The organism is Cytobacillus sp. FSL K6-0265 (genome assembly GCF_038003465.1).
GTDB lineage: Bacteria > Bacillota > Bacilli > Bacillales > Cytobacillaceae > Cytobacillus > Cytobacillus stercorigallinarum.
In genome coordinates, this window is record NZ_JBBOPE010000001.1 from 933,071 (window position 1) to 948,918 (window position 15,848).

The following is a 15,848-nucleotide window of genomic DNA, read 5'->3' on the forward strand; positions in this document are numbered from 1 at the left end:
TTTGGGGAAAGTGATACTGACAATGTTGATGATTAGGAGAAAATGCGGATGAAATCATTTTACGAGTACTTTAAGGAGAAAACTTGGGATTTAACAGAGAATTGGTATGCGGAATTAGATAAGAGTAAAGATGGTGTCTATAGCACAACAGACGATTCTCAAATTACTATATTAAAGAAACAAAATCATGCATTCCATGAAATCTTTGCAGAGTTATTTAACACAGAATCTGAGGCACCAACAGAAGCATTTGATGAATGGGTTACTTCTATTGCAAAGGACCCTGCCCATTTAAGCACGCCCTTAGATGAAATCATTAGTGAATTTCTTAGTGTGCAAGAGCAATATTTCGATGTAGTTCAATATTATATTGAAGAATCAACGACGATGTTATCACATAAAGAGGTCAACACGCTTAATCGAGTGATTTCGCAATCATTTAGAAAAATTATGAGTGAATTTAGTAAAAGAAATATCGAAGAATCGAATCGTATGTTAAAAGCACAGCAAGAGATGATCGTTGAACTTAGTACACCAGTGATAAAAATTAAACAGGATGTAGCTATTCTCCCTTTAGTTGGAGATATTGATACTCATCGTGCTCAAGTTATTTTTGATAAAACACTCGAACAATGTAATAATATGCAAATTGAAGAGCTGGTTATTGATTTATCTGGCGTAGCAATCATTGATACAATGGTGGCTGCTCAAATTTTTCAGGTCATAGATGGCTTGAAATTAATTGGTACCATCGCTAGCCTTTCAGGTATTCGACCAGAAATTGCGCAAACAGCTGTTCAATTAGGTATTAATTTCCGTAATATTAAAATCTATTCTTCATTGGCACAAGCCATTCAACATACAAAGACATTATAAATAGTTAAATGAGAAATAGAACACGAGGATTTTTCGTGTTCTATTTAAGTGTCGTAGTGAGTGAAACTGGTTTCTGTCCTTTTACAAACTTAGTTACTCTCTATCATTTAGTTATTAATGTGCGATCATCTCGTGAACAATTTCTTCGCCGCTCATTTCTGATGGATAATAAGTTGGCCAATTTGTTAGTTCTTCTAAGAGATCTTCCTGACTTTCATTGCCTAGATAAATATGAAAATGAGCGCTAGGTGTTGGATATATATGATGGTCACTAAATTGCACAAATCTTGGTGCGGCTTGATCTCCATCTACTCGATTGAACAAATACCGAACACCTTGATTACCGGCTTCATAAGTGAGGATCTCTAATCCATCATATTCATATGTGCCAGAAAGTGTAGTGTCTTCATGATGAAATATCATTTTTTCATCGGCGATTTCTATTCTATCAATCTCTGTTTCGTAACCTACCGTATAATACTCTTTGTATTCATCAAAAGTTTTTTCTCCATTCTCTTTAGCTTTGTTCTCTAATACTTCATCCAGTGTTCCATTTGTTAAATAAGGATAAACAGACTGCCAGTCTCCTTCCCAATCAGAAAGGGAGCGGTCTTTTACTTGATCCTCATCGAAATATCCTTCGTAAATTTGCTGGTCACTGTCTTCATGGTGATGACTATGATCATGTCCGTGTTCATGTTCATGATTTTCATCGTGTTCATTGTCATGAGTATCTGTTTCAGCTACAGTCTGATCATTTGCCGATGAATCTGTGACTTCCTTCTCATCACAACCAACTAAAATAAATAGCAGGAAGCTCATAAAGAAAATAGGTTTGATTCTGGTCATTTTTTTTCCCTCTCCTTTTTTCGTAATGATTACGATTTATACTGCAGACTTTATATGTATAAAATGAAATAAAGGTTTATGATAGATAAATCGTAACCATTCTTTTTTGTACTTTTTGACTATACTGTGGGATTCAGTTTTTGTCAATATAAATCGTAATTATTATTATTTACGAGAGGGGAAAAATAAAATATTGCTACCAGATCAGAGAGGATTTACTATATACTGGAATTAAGATTTGGTAGATTAATTCGTTTTTGAATGGAGTGTAGACGAGCTTGAAAAAAATCGGTCTTAGTATGATGTTTATTGGTCTATTATTTATCGGATTTAGTGTTTGGACAATTGTTGCTGGTAATGTGAAGGAATCACAGTCATTACAAGTGGCCAAAGCAAAGGTAGCTGAAGGAGTGCAAAAGACAGAGGCTTATTTGCCGAAAAAGGGAGAAGCAGCAGGGATACTCTCGATACCAAAGCTTGATGCAGAATTACCCATTATTGAGGGAGTTGATGCAGATGATCTGGCTAAAGGAGTTGGTCATTATCTAGGAAGTTTATATCCGGATGAGGGAGGTCAAATTGTACTCTCAGGTCATAGGGACACCGTCTTTAGGGGGATGGGCAAGTTAAATTTAAATGATATTTTCACTATAAAGGTACCATATGGAGAATTTGATTATAAAATTACTAAAACAAAAATTGTAGATAAAGAAGATACAAGTGTGATTACATTGCAACAAACAGAAGAAGAATTAATTGTTACCACTTGCTATCCTTTTAGTTTTGTGGGAGATGCACCTGAGAGATACATTATTTATGCTGAGCGAGTTAAATAAGACGAAAATAGAGCAATAAATAGGTAAGAATTCCTTATTCATATAAAATTATTATACTAACGTTCTCTAGCCCCTTATTTTTTTAGAATTTTGTGATAAAATTTCAATAAAAGTATGAAAGGGTTAGATGAATGGGGATTCAATCAGTTTCTTTTATTGGATTGGGTGCGTTAGGTATTCTTTTTGGTAGCCAAATGAACCTTTCATTACCAAAAGGAGCACTTACATTTGTTGCTGATGAGACAAGAGTTAAAAAATATAAAGAGAAAGGAGTTTATGCAAACGAACAGTTTTGCGATTTTGATTATAGAACACCAGAAAGCATAGAAAAACCAGTTGATTTACTCATCTTTTCAGTTAAAGCAGATGGGTTGGATGCTGCCATTGAATTAGCTAAGCCAATTGTCAGTGAGCATACAATCATTCTTTCTTTATTAAACGGGATTTCAAGTGAACGCATATTAGGTAGTGTATTTGGAGAAGACAAGGTTTTATATAGCGTCGCCCAAGGGATGGATGCTGTTAAAGTAAACAATATACTAAGCTATCATCATATGGGGATGATTTGTTTTGGCGATCAGGGGGCTGGAACGATATCAATAATGACAAAGGAAGTAGCTGAATTTTTCGATCGCACAGGCATCCCTTATGAAGTAGATACTAATATGCTAAAGAGACAGTGGGGCAAATTCATGTTGAATGTGGGTGTGAATCAGACAGTTGCAGTCTATCGGGGGAATTATGGAACAATTCAAGTAGAGGGAGAACCGAGAGAAACAATGATTGCAGCAATGCGAGAAGTGATTCGTATTGCGCCATATGAAGGGATTACTTTAACAGAAGATGACTTATCTTATTGGTTAAATGTTCTCAATCAATTAAATGCAGAGGGAAAGCCATCTATGGCACAAGATGTCGAGGCTGGAAGGAAAAGTGAAGTGGAGCTTTTTGCAGGAACGGTATTAGCATTGTATAAAAAGCACAAGCTAGCACAACCAACCACAAATCAGATGTTATATGAAAACATCCAACGTATTGATAGTCATTCAGTTTAAGACCACTGAAAAGGAATAAAATTGTAGAATAAACTGGGTTAGAGGAAGTTTGGAGGTTTCTATGTCAAAGAATGATGCGCTTTTTCAAAATCATAGTAGCCTAAAGGTGGTTTACCCAAGAGAGGTTACTCACTTATTAATGAACCATACATCTGCAGCTATCGTTTTGACAAGCATAAATCATCGGATAAATAAAATTAATCAATCGTATACGGACCTATTGGGCTACCGTGAACAAGATGCACTTGGTACGAATTTATATACTCATTTGCGGTTGAAGAAAGACAATATATTAAAGCCTTTTCAAGATAAAGCGGAAGCAAAGGGTATTCATAAAGATGGTCATCTTATTAATTTGGAATTATCGCATTATCCCATTTATGATTCATTAGAGCAAATTGTCGGTGGTATTACATTTATTAAAGAATTGCCAGATACTGAATGTATAGAGGATATCGTCTCAAATAATTTAGGGATCAGTCGATTAATTACAGAGCACACGTCAGATTTAATTTTACTGTACGGTCTAGATAAGAAGGTCATTTATGTATCCCCATCCTTTGAGGAATTATTAGGGTTGGAAAAAGGCACCTATCTAGGCAAAGGTGTAATGGATCATATGAATAAAGAAGAAAGAGAATACAGTGAATTATTGTATAAAAAAATTAATGATACCGGAGAATCCCAAATCCTACAATCACGCATGAAAACGAGTAATGGGAATATCATATATATTGAGTCAAATATTTCTCCGATTTTTAATGAGTTTAATGAAATTCAATTGTATGTTTGTGTCGGTAGGGATGTCACCGATCGAGTAAAAAATGATGATGCTCTAAGAAATTTAGATCGTCTATCCATTATTGGCCAACTAGCAGCAAGTGTGGCACATGAAATCAGAAATCCACTGACATCGTTAAAGGGTTTTTCAAAACTATTACATTATATGGAGGAGAAAGATAAACAGAAAGAGTATTTGTCAATTATTTCTCATGAACTAGAACGTATAGATGGAATTGTCAATGAATTCATGTCTTTAGCTAAGCCACAAGTAGTTGATTATGATTATTTTGACCTTTATGAGATTTTAGAAGCTACATTTAAATTTCTTCACCCACAAGCTATGATGTGTAATGTCCAAATTCGTTTCATTAAGCCCAATCAATCAATTGAATTACTGTGCAATCAAAATCAATTAAAGCAAGTGTTTATTAATTTCTTAAAAAACTCTATAGAGTCAATGCCAAACGGTGGGGAAGTCATTATAGCTATAGAAGTATTAAGAAATAAAAGAGTAAGAATTAATTTTAAAGACGAGGGTATAGGTATAAGCTCAGATCGTTTGCATTATTTAGGGACTCCTTTTTATACAACAAAGGATAAAGGAATCGGTTTAGGGCTGACTGTGAGCAATAAAATTATTCAAGAGCATAACGGAACGATGAAGATAGATAGTAAACCAGGTGGCGGTACAGTAGTAACCGTTGAACTAGGTTATTCATAAAGGGAATCATCGTTTATGAATGATACATAAATGAATGCATTTATAATGGAAAATGCATTTTTTATATTTAATGATCATTTCAGCCTTTCTCGCTATTTAAGCGAGTTTTTTTGTAAACATCAGCTTTAAGACTTAAGGCTTAGTTGGAATTACAATCTTAGTCCATGGAAAAAGCTCCTTCAAATGTTGTATTCTTATACTGTAAGGGTAAATAAAAATAAGTTTACTTATTTTGAAACTTAAATAAGACGAATTACGTAAATAGTATAAGCGTAAAGTCAGGAGTCGATAATTTTGAACCCGTTCTATGTGTTTTTTTTACGGATACTGATCACTGTACCTGTGTCTGTGTTGACATGGTTAATTAGCTACTTTTTTATGAATAACGGTTTTTGGATGAGTGGATTAATTGGTGCCGGGGTGGGTGCTTTTACGTATTGGATAAGTGGAATAATTATTGTCCATCGTTGGATGAAAAGTAAGGGGCTCAAACGGAAAGAGTTTCGATTTATACAAGATAATTTAGAAGATGCCCGAATCAAGATGACTCGCTTACATCGTGCTTTAATGGCCATTCGCCATTGGCCATCTGGTCGTCAACGTAAAGATTTTATTAAAGTGACCAAAAGGATTTACCAACTTGTGCAAAAGGAGCCGAGACGTTTTTATCAAGCAGAATCATTCTTCTATTCGCATTTGGATTCAGCGGTAGAACTCGCTGAAAAATATGTTTTTCTTTCCTCTCAACCGAAGAAGGATTGGGAACTTGAGCGATCATTAACAGAGACCAGAAAAACGTTGCAAGAGCTAATGGTTCATGTAGATAAAGATTTACGTTCGGTACTAGCGAATGATATTGATGACCTTCATTATGAGATAGATGTAGCCAAACATAATATTAAGAAATTAAAGGATGAGAAAACGATTGATGAAAGTAGGCGATTAAAATGACAAAAGAAAAAAATACGTCAAATCAACCTACCCTTGGTGCAGATTTATTGGATGATCTTTTAGAGGACCCGTTTGGTAGTAAAGAGGCAGAGACAAAGGTTAAAAGTGAGGACTCATCGAATCGAGTAAAATTGATTGATGTCATTCCAGAGGAAAACCGACAAAAAGCTTACCAATTAGCTGACCAGATCGACCCGAGTAATCATCAAGCTATGATTTCATATGGTACACCTGCTCAATCAAAATTACTCAATTTTTCACATGCGATGCTTGATCATGTGCAAAGAAAAGATGTCGGTGAAGTAGGTTCAATATTAGGGGAACTGATGCAAAAATTTAATGAAGTGAACCCGGATGATTTAAAACAGGAAAAACCAGGCTTTTTCTCAAAAATATTCGGCAAGCTTTCAGGTTCTGTCCATGAAGTATTGTCGCAATATCAAAAGGTAGGCGCACAAATAGATCGCATTAGTGTGAAGTTAGAACGTAGTAAAAACTTGCTTCTTTCAGATATTGTGATGCTAGATAAGCTATATGAAAGCAATAAAGAATATTTTCATGCTTTAAATATTTATATCGCTGCTGGGGAACTGAAGCTGGAGGAAATGAGAGAACGATCTATTCCGGATTTAAAAAAGAAAGCTGAATCATCACAGGATCAAATGAAAGTACAGGAAGTGAATGACTTAGTCCAGTTTGCTGAGAGATTGGATAAACGATTATACGATCTAAAACTAAGTCGAGAGATTACTATCCAAAGTGCGCCTCAAATTCGATTGATTCAAAATACAAACCAAGCGCTAGTTGAAAAGATACAATCATCCATTATGACTGCCATTCCATTATGGAAGAATCAAGTCTCTATTGCTTTAACGTTGATTCGCCAACGCCATGCAGTCGAAGCACAAAAACAGGTGTCAAAGGCAACCAATGATTTACTATTGAAGAATGCAGAAATGCTGAAAATGAACACAATCGAAACAGCGAAAGAGAATGAACGTGGTTTAGTAGATATAGAAACATTAAAGAAAACTCAGCAAAACCTTGTCGAAACGATTGAAGAAACATTACGCATCCAAGAAGAAGGCAGACATAAAAGAAAACAAGCCGAAAGTGATCTAGCCCATATGGAAAACGACTTGAGGTTGAAATTATTAGAAGTAAAAGATAAATAAAGAGAGGTTTATATCATTAGGCACAAACAAATGCTCATTTAGTATTTGTTTGTGCCTTTTTAGGTGAAAGAATAATTAAACTGAAAGGGCATGTCTAGAAAGTTGAATAAGTAGGCGGAACAGAAAACTGAGAAAAACCAGACTTAGCAGAAGTGAGGGGGTAATAGAAAGATTTCGGCAAAAGTTCCGCATACAAAAATGCATATAAAAGAGAAACTGTATGAATAGAAGGAATGCAGCTTTCATTAGCCGAATTAAAGGTCTCTCAAGAATGGTAAAGGGTAGATTAAGAAGGAATCACAAAAATGAACATGGAAAATTCGCACACAAGTGGAGTGAAAGATCCGAGTTGTGTGGGCATATGGGAAAGAGAAGAAATCTAGCCCAAAAAGAGGCTCCATAGAACTAAGAACACAAAAGCAAGAAAAACTGGCTAGATGTGTTATCGAAACTTATGTTAAAGATTAGAGGAATAGCCAAGCCAAAATGCCAATGTTCGCCGAGAAATGGCATTTTGGCTTTTCCATTACCCAACTGGTACACGGGAAGCGATTTGTATCGGTAGCTTGACAGTTACTGTTGTTCCCTCATGTAAAACACTTGAGAAATCAATGGAACCATTGTGGCTTTGGACTATTTTATTGCTGACTGTTAAGCCAAGACCAGTACCTTTTTCTTTGGATGAATAAAAAGGTTCGCCGAGTTTTGTTAATAATTCCGGAGACATCCCATCCCCATTATCAGATATTTTAATGATGGCCTTATCCTCTTCTTTTTCTAATGAAATGATGATTTGACCGTCTCCGTCAGTTGAGGCTTCAATAGCATTCTTAATTAAATTGATAAATAATTGTTTAAGTTGATTAGGCTCACACAGTATAGAAATTTGCGTGCGTAAATATGTCTTTAATTGTATTTGGATATTATGGAGTGATGCTTCTGTTTTTAATAGTGAAATGACATTATGGAGTAATTCAAAGATGTCTGCTTGAATGAATTTAATCTCTTGTGGTTTGGCTAGTAGTAATAGTTCGCTAACAATATGATTGATGCGATCCAATTCTTCTTCCATAATGCGATAATAAAATTCATGTTTACTGTCTTCTGTCGTTAATACTTGGACAAATCCTTTTAATGAAGTGAGTGGGTTTCTTATTTCATGAGCCACACTCGCAGAAAGTTCACCAACTACAGATAACTTTTCCGTTTTTCTTAATTGTTCTTCAGCTAATCGTAGTTTTGTGACGTCTTTCCCATAAAAAATAATACCAGCTTGTTTATTATTGATAATCATAGGCACAGCTGTACATTCTAAGATGATCTGGGGACCATCTTTATGGTTCATAACCATCTCACATTGTATATGTTGATTTGTTTGTCGTATGTGTTCAAGACTATTAAATACTTCATCATGTAAGTCTTTAGGAAATAGGTGGGTGATAGGTTGTTGGAGTACTTCTTCTGGGTGATAACCGGTTATCTCCTTAAATTGAGGGTTTGCTTGAGTAATTCGTCCGGATAGATCCATCATTACGATCATATCCTGGCTATACAAAAACAGCGATTTATATTGCTGCTGACTTTCTTGCAATAATTCATCCAATTTCTTTCTTTCGGAAATATCTCTACCGATAATGACAAGTCCTTTTCTACTTCGGTCTTCATGAAAAAGAGGCACTTTAATCGTGTCAAATGTCCTCTTTGTTCCATCGGGCTGTAAAATATTTTCCTCGATTCTCGTAATTTTTCCACTATCCCATGTTTCCTCATCTGAAATCATACAATGAGCGAAGGAATTTTTGTAAAAACTTCTTGCCTGATCGCCGAGTTCAATATCTGTTTTTCCCCGATATTGGTCTTCTTCAAGGTTAAATAGTTCAAGGGCGACTTTATTCGCTTCGATCCATCTTCCTTTTTCATCTTTAAAATTTACGAAATCGACCATTGCATTTATAAGTGTGGATAATCTCTCTTTATCTTCTTTGGATGTATTTAATTCTTCAATTCTTTTTATAAAATAGTAGAAGAGACAAGTAGTAAAGGAGATATATATAATGTCTTTTATATGTATCATGGGGAATAGGTTAGATGGTGTATGAAATACACTAATGAGTAGGTTTGTTGAAATGACCCAAATGATACTACCTAGAAAAAAGAAGATTAAGAATTTTGTTTTCATATCTATGCTCCTGTTCTGTAAAACAAATAATCACTATTATATAGTAATCGATTCTGAATAATTTCGCCATTAAAGATTGAGTATTTTAATAATTAAGTATGATAGTAGGATAAATAAGCTTTTAAAAAAATAAGTTATAATAGTAGAAACTAGTTGGAGGAGATGAAGGAATCATGTATTTAACAATAGAAGAAACAGCTCAATATTTATCGGTGTCAGTCACTTATGTGGAAGAGTTGATCCTCCAAGGTAAAATCCGTGTCATTCATGATAGCGAGGGAGCAGTACTTATTTATAAAGACCAATTTAAGACCCATTTTCAACAATTAGAAAAATATAAGAAATTGGTGGAAGAATTATCGAAAGAACCAATTCCAGAAGATAGGGATATAAAGGATGAAGATTGATTAGTAAGGATGTGACATGTTGAAGTTAAAGCTAGTGAATAAAGATAAGAAAAGATATTTGGATCTGCTACTGCTTGCAGATGAACAAGAGAATATGATTGATCAGTATCTAGAACGGGGAGATCTTTATATTTTCGAGGATAAACAAAAGTTGATCGGTGTTTGTGTGGTAACAGAGGAGAAAGAAGATATATATGAAATAAAGAATCTAGCGGTGGTCCCGCATTTAAAACGAAAAGGATATGGCAAAAAGATGATTCAGCTTTTGGAAGATATCTATAAAGGGAGAGCCCGCATGCTTCAAGTAGGAACGGGAGATAGTCCCCTTACGATTCCTTTTTACCAAGCGTGTGGATTTCATATTTCACATCAGATTGATGATTTCTTTGTTAAATATTATGACCAACCTATTTATGAGGGTGGTAAACAACTCATTCACATGGTGATTCTACAAAAGCAGCTTTGAGTAGAATGTTTTACATTTCTAATTATTTTGTCTATTCTAGAAAAGTGAGAGTATTTCTAGAGGAGGAATGGAACATGTATGATATTCTAATCGTTGGAGCAGGACCTTCTGGTGCTAGTGCAGCTTTATTTGCTGCTAAAGCGGGGAAAAAAGTAATTGTTATTGATAATGACAAAGGTGTAACCAAAAGGGCGTGGGTTGAAAACCATTATGGTGTATTAGAGGTATCAGGTCCGGATTTGGTTAGCACAGGTAAAAAACAAGCAGAGAAATTTGGGGCAGAAATAGTAGAGGCAACAGTAGAATCTATTGAGAAAAAAGAAGAAGGTTTTGTTGTTACTGCTTCTGAAGGTAGTTATGAAGCGAAACATGTGATTTTAGCAACAGGGTTCTTAGCAGATTTAGCCGAAAGAGCAGGTGTACAAACGAAACCTGGAACAGAGCCAAGAGTAAAAACCATTATTGATGTCGATGCATCAGGTCAAACCAATATTCCTGGTATCTGGGCTGCAGGAACGACAGCAGGTGTAAGTGTACATACAATTATTACTGCTGGCGATGGCGCGAAGGTAGCTATTAATGTAATTAGCGAGATAAATGGTGAGCGTTATGTGGACCACGATGTATTGAAATAAATAGTAGTTGTTTAAGAAAGCTGACTGTTATGGTCAGCTTTTTTGGTTTTGTGTCAATAGTTGGGGGAACATGCCATTTCACTGAGAATGGGAGGCTGATTTTGCAGTCTCACTGTTTTGTATTGCCTAAATAGCTCGCCAGAAAATTTGTCTTCCCGTAAGACTCCTTTCACTTTATATGTAATTTTTAATAATCAACCTCTTCTATCCATCATTTATCATCCATCATTTGTAGTTAGAAGGTTCGTATATGAAAAACTAGCATTTTCTCCCTATTAAAAGATAGTGAATACTACACTTAATAACTTGGAGTTAATAGTCTAAACTTTTAGAAAATAAATTAACAGGAGGAAAAAATGAAGAAATCTATCTTAAAATGGAGTTTAGCTACTACTCTCGTATTTGGTGCATTAGGTGTTCAAGGTTATGTTGTGAAACCTGTTGAGGCAGCTGAAACACAGAATCATTCTAATCATTTCTATGACTATTTAATTACAAAATTAGTAAATGAGCACAAAATCTATCGCAATATTGCTCATCTTGCCAGAGAGCCGAGAGTTGCTGGGACAGAACAGGAAGATGAGGCTGTCGAATATATCAAAAGAGAGTTTAGGAATTACGGCTATCGTGCAGATATTCAACCGTTTACCTATGTTGGATATACTCCACCACATACGACTGAACTACAAGTAGATGGATATAATGAGCAATTAAACCCTGACTATTTTACATATTCTATTAGTGGGAATGTGAGTGGTGAGATCGTCTATGGCGGTCTTGGAAAACCAGAAGAATTAGGTGATGTTACGGGGAAAATTGTTTTAATCAAGCGCGGAGAGTTAAGTTTCAGTGAGAAAGTGTTGAATGCAGGAGAGGCAGGGGCAGCGGGAGTCATTATTTTTAATAATAGTGAGGGCTCTTTAAATGGAACATTGGGAGAACATAATAATCAATTTGTTCCAGCCATTTCTTTGTCAAAAGCGGAGGGAGATGCGTTGCTTGCTAGCCTAGAAGCCGGGGAAGTGACTGAGGCGACTATCAATATAGAAGGGGCAAGTACGGGAGAGAAAACGTCTCATAATGTCATAGCGACAAAAAAGCCGACCTCAAAATTAAGAGGTACGAATGATATTATTGTTATTGGTGCTCACCATGATTCCGTTGCTGGTGCGCCAGGTGCCAATGATGATGCTTCAGGAACAGCGATGACACTTGAATTGGCAAGGATACTTAAGTTATTCCCAACTGATACAGAAATTCGTTTTATTACATTTGGTGCTGAAGAAGTAGGATTACTTGGATCTACACATTATGTAAATAGTTTACCTGAAGATGAACGAGATAGAATTGTGGCGAATTTTAACTTAGATATGGTCGGGAGTAGAGATGCAGGTGATCTCGTTTTGGCCACACTTGATGGTGAGCCAAACCTTGTCACCGAGTTAGCTCAAGCGACTAGCACGAGGTTAAATGGAGAAGCAACACCGATTAGAAGTGGTGGCAGCAGTGATCATGTGCCATTTGCAGAGGTAGGTATTCCAGCAGCTTTATTTATTCACAGCCCATCAGAGCCTTGGTACCATACACCAGATGATACGATAGATAAAATTAGTAAGGAAAAACTAAAGGATGTAGCCAGTATTGTTGGAACGGCGGTATATCAACAAGCGCAAATCGATCGTATGTTCAAACCTAGAAAACAGCAAGCGAAAAAGGTCGAGCCACAGATGTTTCTTGAAGAGGATTTAAAATAGATAAGGGTTCAGTTTCTGTAAAGGTGGGGGCGTATGCTCCCATCTTTTCTTGCTCATTTCCGTATTTGGTTATCAATTGCACACTTTTTCTCCATATAAAGAAGATATATGATAAAATTTACTTCATTACAAAGACGGAAAGAAGGATGGGAATGAACAAGCTCGGTCTATTTATATTTATGACAATATTAATGATGATATGGGGATTTAATGTATCCGCGATTAAAATCCTTGTCTCTTCTTTCCCACCGATTACGATTACTGCAATCAGGATTCTAGTTGCGGGATTTTTTGTTTTTCTTATGCTTGGAGTTATAGGGAAAGTAAGAAGACCAAATCGGAAGGAATTACAATATATCATATATGGTGGCCTCTTTAATATTACAGCTCATCACTTTTTTCTTGCACATGGGTTATTGGAAACCTCGGGTGCAAACGGAGGATTAATATTAGGATCAGGGCCAGTCTTAACAGCTATTCTCTCAGCAATTATCATTAAAACCATACCTTCACGAATGCAGATGATAGGTTTTATCTTTGGCATTATTGGTGTTTCTTTTATCGTCGTAATCGGTAATGGAGGGTTATCTGGTTTTTCTTTTGGCGATATTTATATTTTCTTATCGATTCTATCTCAAGCGTTCAGCTTTATTCTTATTAGTAAGGCAGCGAAGACCATTGATAGTAGACTACTCACTGGCTATATGCTGATATTTGGGGGGATCATCCTCGCCGGCATAGGTTTGATGTCAGAGCCTATGGCATTTTCAAATTTATTAGATGCACCAAGTTCTTTATGGATTTTATTCTTAGCATCTGCCATATTAGCAACGGCTATTGGACAAATGGGCTACAATTATGCGATTAGTAAAATTGGTCCGGCTGAAGCGGCCATCTTTTTAAATTTAAATACATTCTTTGCTCTTGTCGGATCGGCACTATTTTTAGGGGAGCAAATCACGATTTATCATTGGATTGGTCTTGTCTTTATCATTCCTGGTGTTCTCCTTGGATCAGGTGCAATTGAAACATTATTAAGAAAAAGAAGAACAGAGAAGATGAAGCCAATAAAAGAAAGAAACGTAGCAAACAAATAGATTTGTAAATGAAGTTGAAAAATCCGAACAATTATTCGAAGCAATAGCAGCGTTTAAATAATTGTTCGGATTTTGTTTCTCTTAATATCCTTTTTTATAATCCACTACATTCGTATCAAGGGCATCGCCATTCAAATATTTTTTTAGGTTAGGAATGAAGATGTTTTTAATGACTCTTTCGTTATAATGTTCGGTTGATCCCGATGTATGTGGGGTGATGATTAAGTTATTTAATCCCCATAATGGACTATCTTCAGGTAGCGGCTCTTTTTCGAAAACATCAATACCAGCACCTTTAATTTCTCCTTCTGAAAGTGCATGATAAAGTGCGTTTTCATCAACGATTTCCCCGCGTCCAATATTAATAAAAAATGCCGTTTGTTTCATGCGTTTGAATTGTTCTTTACTGAACATATGGTATGTATCCTTCGTTAAAGGCAGGGTGACGACAATATAATCACATTTAGGTAGGATGTCGTCAAGTTCCAGTGAAGTATACATTTCATCAACGTAATCGACAGGTTTGCCTGAATGCCTTACACCAATGACATGCATATTAAACGCTTTGGCAATTCGAGCAGTCTCTTGTCCAATCATTCCCACACCAATAATACCGATGGTTTTTCCATGCATTTCGAGTTTATTACCAGTTCCATCCCATACTTTCTCTTGTTGTTGTTTAACATAACGGTCGATACTTCTCGTTAAACCTAACATCAATGCAAAAATCGTTTCCGAAATTGGATAAGCATGCACCCCGTTTGCACTTGTAAGAAGGATGTTTTTCTTGTCAAAGTCTTCGAGCGGTAAATAATTCACACCAGCACTCCATGTTTGAATCCAACGAAGGTTAGCGTTATTCCTATAGGTATCATGCATACGATGTTTCCATGCAACAATCACTTCTGCATCCTTCATATGACTCTCCCATACGTCGTGATCCTTGCCTATGATGTGCTCCCAATCAGGAGTAATTTCTGTAATGGCTGATTTAAGTTCTTCGCTTAAGTTTTGTGTGATAATCATTTTTCTTTTAGACATAAGGTATCCTCCATCAGTAGAAAATTTGCAAGTCTACTCTTTATAATAGCAAAATCTTCAGGATACCGAAATAAAAGATATTGAATATTACTATTATTCGTCGTCTTTAATATATCTACCAGTCTCAGGCATTGCGATGTCATCAAACTCCCTTACTAAAGTGATAAGGCTTTGTTGGAGAGTTTGTTCAGCCATAGGAATACCATGTCCTGTGATGGCGATATGAGGATTAAGGTCAGAGAGTTTTCTGACAGATTCTCTTGCTAGTTGCCAATCAGTGGTTAAATACCTTGGTGGGCCACTAATTTCTTGCTCCTGTGTCATTACTTTAAAAAGGGACTCTTGTTTAACCGTACAAAAGGCATCACCAGCAATTAAGACACCATCGCTTTTGCGGAAAAGTGAAATATGGCCCTCTGTATGTCCAGGGGTATGAAGCCACTGCCAACCGGGCATTTCATCAATATGACCATCTCTTGGTAACGGTTTTACATGCTGTGAAATATTAATCCCTTCATTAGGGAATAAATTGGAGAACTTAGCTAATAATCCACCATCAACTGTATTATCAGGTTCTGGATAATCTTTCCGACCAGTTAAATAAGGTAATTCCATTGAATGAGCATAAACAGGGACATCCCATTCTTCTAATAGCTCATGAATCGCTCCTACGTGATCAAAATGTCCATGGGTTAATATGATCGCAACAGGCTTCGCACCACTTCCATATAATTCTTCAGCAGCTTCAATAATTTTATGGGCTGATTTTGGCATACCAGCATCAACAAGGACCCATGCATCCTCTGCTGTTTTAACAAAACAAACATTAACGATTTGAATGTTTATATAATCAACACCTTCTGCAGAATGAACAATCATACCGCTCGTTGTTGAGGTGATAGGCATATAATGTTGCTCAGAACCATACTCTCTCATAAGATTTTATCTCCTTTACATGTCTTTATATGAGAGTATACCCTGCTTACATTCGATTAATCTTTAACATTAATAAAAAGGAATTTT

Annotated in this window: 15 protein-coding genes; 11 read left to right on the plus strand and 4 right to left on the minus strand. The window is 36.0% G+C overall.

Annotated elements, in window-relative coordinates; all coding sequences use genetic code 11:
• The first annotated feature begins 48 nt into the window (after positions 1-48).
• The gene (locus MHH73_RS04825; RefSeq protein ID WP_341065142.1) at positions 49-876 is read left to right on the plus strand and encodes an STAS domain-containing protein; all 828 of its coding nucleotides are present in this window, start codon (positions 49-51) and stop codon (positions 874-876) included.
• 114 nt (positions 877-990) lie between these two features.
• On the opposite strand, the gene MHH73_RS04830 is transcribed toward MHH73_RS04825, so the two are convergent.
• A complete protein-coding gene (locus MHH73_RS04830) occupies positions 991-1,725 on the minus strand; it encodes a metal-binding protein ZinT (protein WP_341065144.1) in 735 nt (244 codons plus the stop codon).
• A gap of 299 nt (positions 1,726-2,024) precedes the next feature.
• Here MHH73_RS04830 and MHH73_RS04835 point away from each other — a divergent pair, with 299 nt between their 5' ends.
• The 5 genes from MHH73_RS04835 (at position 2,025) to MHH73_RS04855 (ending at position 7,246) form a co-directional block, all read left to right on the plus strand.
• Positions 2,025-2,561 (plus strand): class D sortase, encoded by a 537-nt coding sequence (locus MHH73_RS04835; RefSeq protein ID WP_445662539.1) that lies wholly within the window; start codon positions 2,025-2,027, stop codon positions 2,559-2,561.
• 131 nt (positions 2,562-2,692) lie between these two features.
• Positions 2,693-3,616, plus strand: coding sequence for a ketopantoate reductase family protein (locus tag MHH73_RS04840; RefSeq protein ID WP_191815281.1), 924 nt, complete (start codon positions 2,693-2,695; stop codon positions 3,614-3,616).
• A gap of 61 nt (positions 3,617-3,677) precedes the next feature.
• Positions 3,678-5,120 carry a PAS domain S-box protein gene (locus MHH73_RS04845; protein WP_191815279.1) on the plus strand — a complete coding sequence of 481 codons (1,443 nt, stop codon included), beginning with the start codon at positions 3,678-3,680 and terminating at the stop codon, positions 5,118-5,120.
• Positions 5,121-5,414: 294 nt separating this feature from the next.
• Entirely contained in the window at positions 5,415-6,071 is a 657-nt protein-coding gene (locus MHH73_RS04850) for a 5-bromo-4-chloroindolyl phosphate hydrolysis family protein (protein WP_191815277.1), read from the plus strand.
• Entirely contained in the window at positions 6,068-7,246 is a 1,179-nt protein-coding gene (locus tag MHH73_RS04855; protein ID WP_191815274.1) for a toxic anion resistance protein, read from the plus strand. Before MHH73_RS04850 ends, MHH73_RS04855 begins: the two co-directional genes overlap by 4 nt.
• Positions 7,247-7,772: 526 nt before the next feature.
• Here the strand turns inward: MHH73_RS04855 and MHH73_RS04860 are convergent.
• The gene (locus MHH73_RS04860; protein WP_191815272.1) at positions 7,773-9,425 is read right to left on the minus strand and encodes a PAS domain S-box protein; all 1,653 of its coding nucleotides are present in this window, start codon (positions 9,423-9,425) and stop codon (positions 7,773-7,775) included.
• A 173-nt stretch (positions 9,426-9,598) separates the two neighbouring features.
• Between MHH73_RS04860 and MHH73_RS04865 the strand changes: the two genes are divergently transcribed.
• The 5 genes from MHH73_RS04865 (at position 9,599) to MHH73_RS04885 (ending at position 13,784) form a co-directional block, all read left to right on the plus strand.
• Positions 9,599-9,832 carry an excisionase family DNA-binding protein gene (locus MHH73_RS04865; RefSeq protein ID WP_191815270.1) on the plus strand — a complete coding sequence of 78 codons (234 nt, stop codon included), beginning with the start codon at positions 9,599-9,601 and terminating at the stop codon, positions 9,830-9,832.
• Positions 9,833-9,851: 19 nt separating this feature from the next.
• Positions 9,852-10,298, plus strand: a complete 447-nt coding sequence (locus MHH73_RS04870; protein WP_341065153.1) for a GNAT family N-acetyltransferase — start codon at positions 9,852-9,854, stop codon at positions 10,296-10,298.
• A 74-nt stretch (positions 10,299-10,372) separates the two neighbouring features.
• Positions 10,373-10,933, plus strand: coding sequence for an NAD(P)/FAD-dependent oxidoreductase (locus MHH73_RS04875; protein ID WP_191815265.1), 561 nt, complete (start codon positions 10,373-10,375; stop codon positions 10,931-10,933).
• 356 nt (positions 10,934-11,289) lie between these two features.
• A complete protein-coding gene (locus MHH73_RS04880; RefSeq protein WP_341065157.1) occupies positions 11,290-12,687 on the plus strand; it encodes a M20/M25/M40 family metallo-hydrolase in 1,398 nt (465 codons plus the stop codon).
• Positions 12,688-12,839: 152 nt separating this feature from the next.
• Positions 12,840-13,784, plus strand: coding sequence for a DMT family transporter (locus MHH73_RS04885; RefSeq protein ID WP_341065159.1), 945 nt, complete (start codon positions 12,840-12,842; stop codon positions 13,782-13,784).
• A gap of 81 nt (positions 13,785-13,865) precedes the next feature.
• On the opposite strand, the gene MHH73_RS04890 is transcribed toward MHH73_RS04885, so the two are convergent.
• Together MHH73_RS04890 and MHH73_RS04895 are read right to left on the minus strand one after the other, a co-directional pair.
• On the minus strand, positions 13,866-14,825 hold the full coding sequence (locus MHH73_RS04890; protein ID WP_341065161.1) for a D-2-hydroxyacid dehydrogenase: 960 nt from the start codon (positions 14,823-14,825) through the stop codon (positions 13,866-13,868).
• A gap of 93 nt (positions 14,826-14,918) precedes the next feature.
• The gene (locus MHH73_RS04895; protein WP_341065163.1) at positions 14,919-15,761 is read right to left on the minus strand and encodes an MBL fold metallo-hydrolase; all 843 of its coding nucleotides are present in this window, start codon (positions 15,759-15,761) and stop codon (positions 14,919-14,921) included.
• Positions 15,762-15,848: the final 87 nt, after the last annotated feature.